This window comes from Hydrogenophaga sp. (assembly GCF_041633695.1).
Taxonomy (GTDB): domain Bacteria; phylum Pseudomonadota; class Gammaproteobacteria; order Burkholderiales; family Burkholderiaceae_C; genus Hydrogenophaga.
In genome coordinates this window covers 1-3,001 of the sequence record NZ_JBFJMY010000485.1, presented here as the reverse complement: position 1 = coordinate 3,001, position 3,001 = coordinate 1, and the positions used below count along the sequence as shown (strand labels likewise).

3 protein-coding genes are annotated in these 3,001 nt (G+C 65.5%); 1 reads left to right on the top strand and 2 read right to left on the bottom strand.

Annotation, left to right across the window (positions count from 1 at the left end; all coding sequences use genetic code 11):
• Nucleotides 1–407, bottom strand: a 407-nt coding sequence (locus tag ABYB95_RS20545) for a glutamate--tRNA ligase family protein (protein ID WP_372661253.1), incomplete at its 3' end; no start/stop codon positions are given.
• 200 nt (nucleotides 408–607) lie between these two features.
• On the opposite strand from ABYB95_RS20545, the gene ABYB95_RS20540 reads away from it, so the two are divergent.
• On the top strand, nucleotides 608–1,861 hold the full coding sequence (locus tag ABYB95_RS20540) for a DUF2157 domain-containing protein (protein WP_372661250.1): 1,254 nt from the start codon (nucleotides 608–610) through the stop codon (nucleotides 1,859–1,861).
• Between the two features lie 57 nt (nucleotides 1,862–1,918).
• Here ABYB95_RS20540 and ABYB95_RS20535 read toward each other — a convergent pair.
• Nucleotides 1,919–3,001 (bottom strand): NAD-binding protein (locus tag ABYB95_RS20535; protein WP_372661247.1); only part of this gene is annotated, 1,083 nt, incomplete at its 5' end.

The window sequence follows — 3,001 nt, the reverse complement described above, 5'->3', positions numbered from 1 at the left end:
TCGGGGCTGCCGTTCCAGTCAAAGCCCAGCCACTTCACGGCGTCGATGATGCTGTTGACGTATTCCGTGTCTTCTTTTTCGGGGTTGGTGTCGTCAAAGCGCAGGTGGCACACGCCACCGTATTCCTGTGCCAGCCCGAAGTTGATGCAAATGCTCTTGGCGTGGCCAATGTGCAGGTAGCCGTTGGGTTCGGGCGGAAAGCGGGTGCGGATCTTGGCCGGGTCGGGCTGGCCCTTGCCCTGGTGGGCCGCGTCACCGGGGCTGCCGGCCCAGCGGCGGCCGGCGTAGGTGCCGTGTTCCAGGTCTTTTTCGATGATCTGGCGCAGAAAGTTGCTGACCTTGTGCTCGGCAGCATCGGCGCTGGCGGGCGTGTGGGGGGTGGTGTTTTTTGGCGGGGTGGAGCTCATGCGCTCATTCTAGGGTGGAAGCCCGCTGTGGCATGGCTGTGTGGCGCTGGTGGCGCCCGCCCGAAACCGGCGCGGGCGCGGCACGGGCGGCGGTTGGGGCCGACAAAAGGAGGCGGGAGCCGCAGGGCTTTCCGGTATGGTTGCTGGCAGCCCATGGGCACACAAAAATAGACAGAAAAAGACAAAAAGAAGGGACCTTCATGAACACCGACAACCCCGACACCATTGCCCTGGGCGAAAACACCCGCTGGATGGAAACGCAGAGCGACGATGTGTTTGCGCCCGATGTGCGGGTGCTGCTGCGCTGGGCCGACGTGGAGTCTGCGGTCGAAAACGGCGCCATCGTGCCGGCCCAGGCGCACGCGTTGTGGGCCAGTTGGGCCATGCCCGGCAGCCGCACGCGCGCGCAGGCCGACGAGGCTTTGAAAGCCCAGACCGCACTCGCCGCAGGCGCGGGCGCGCGGGCGACCACGGGTGGGCAGCCCATGCCGGTGGCCTCTGCGCCATCGGGCCCCGCGTTCAGCTTCACCCACACCCTGTATTACTTTGGCGGCATGTTGGCCATTGGCGCCATGACGCTGTTCATGACCCTGGGCTGGGAACTGTTTGGCCCCTGGGGCGTGTTCGCGCTGGCTGCGGGTTATCTGGTGGCGGCCTTGCTGGTGGCGAACAACTTGCTCGGCAAGGGCTTGCGCATTCCGGCGGGCATTCTGGCCACGCTGGCCGTGTGCCTGGTGCCGCTGGCGGTGTGGGCTTTGCAGAACGGCCTGGGTTTCTGGCCCGAGGGTGGCCCCGACAGCTATCGCGATTTCCACCGCTATATCGACTGGCGCTGGCTCTCGCTGGAGCTGAGCACGCTGGCGGTTGCCGTGGTGCTGTTGTGGCGCTACCAATTGCCGTTCATGGTGATGCCGGTGGCGGTGACCATTTGGTACCTGAGCATGGACGTGGCGCACATGCTGATGCAAAAAATCGGCTTCGACTGGCAGTTCACCCGCGACGTGTCGCTGGTGTTTGGCCTGCTCACCTGCGCGCTGGCGGTGTGGGTCGATGTGCGCAGCCGCAGTGCGATTCGGGTGCACGAGCGGCAAGATTTCGCCTTCTGGCTTTACCTGTTTGGCGCAATCATGTTCTGGGGTGGCTTGAGCCTGCGCGAAAGCGATTCCGAGCTCAACAAGCTGGTGTACGCCGGCATCAACGTGTTTCTGATTTTTCTGGGCGCGGCGATCGGGCGGCGGGTGTTCACGGTGCTGGGTGCCATCGGTGTGGCCGCCTACTTGGGCCATCTGGCCTACCGGGTGTTTGAAGACAGCTTGCTGTTTCCGTTTGCGCTCACGCTCCTGGGCTTGGCGGTGGTGGCGCTGGGCATCTGGTGGCAGCGCCACGAAGAGGCGATACACCACACGCTGTCGGGCTTTGTGCCGGCCAGCTTGCGGCCACTCACGCGCTACTGAACGGGGTGGCGCCTGCGCGCCGCTGTCTCAGCACACCGGTCGCGCCCAGGAGCGGTTTCAGTCGTCGGGCCGCCAGCCGCGTTCGGCGGTGTGCGCCGCCTGGTGCTGCATTTCTTGCTGCATGTCGCCTTCAAATTGTTCCCGCGCCTGGCGCACGCGCACGATCAGGTCTTTTTCGTCGTGCCGGGTGGCCACGGCGGCGAGCAGAAAGCGTTTCGAATGGTGGCGAAAGTGGTCGGCCATCTGGCGCGTGTGGAAGCGGTCAAAGCCCAGTACCTCCAGCGCGGCGCGGGCGCTGCGCAGCGAGGCTTCAAACACTTCGCGCTCGACGTGGTGGGCCTGCATTTCTTCCAGGTCCATGGCGTGCAAGGCGTCGCGCGCGCGCACGATCACCGGCAGATTCGGGTGCAGTTGTTTGAGCGTGTGCACCACGCGGCTGGCCTGGGCCTGGTCGTCGATGGCGATGACGAAGGCGCGTGCGTGTTCCACCCCGGCGGCGTTCAGCAGGTCGGGCTGGGTGGCGTCGCCAAAATAGACCTTGAAGCCAAAGCGCCGGGCCGAATCCACGGTGTTGGCGTCGTGGTCGATCACGGTGGGCTTGAGCCCCGCGCCGAGCAGCATGCGCGCCACGATCTGGCCGTAGCGGCCAAAGCCGGCCAGCAGCACCGGCGCGTGCTCGTCGTCAAAGGTGTCGGGCGCGCGGTCGCTGTCTTCGGCGCGGCACCAGAAGTCAAACACCTTGAGCAGCAGCGGCGTGCAAACCATGGACAGCGCGGCGATCAGGGTGAGCAGATCGGCGTCGGCGGCGGGCAAGGCCTGCGAGAGCTTGGCCGCAGCCAGCACCACAAAAGCGAATTCGCCCACTTGCGACAGCAACACCGCCAGCAGCACCGCCGAGCGCCCGCGCATGCCCATGATGCGCGCCACCAGCCACAGACCCAGCGCCTTGATGGCGACGATGGCGAGCAAACCCAGCAGCACCTGCAGCGGCGCGCTGACCAGCAAACCGAGTTGCATGCTCATGCCCACGGCGATGAAAAACAGGCCGAGCAACAGACCTTTGAAGGGCAGGATGTCGCTTTCCAGGGCGTGCCGGTATTCGGAGCTGGCCAGCAGCACGCCCGCCAGAAAAGCGCCCAG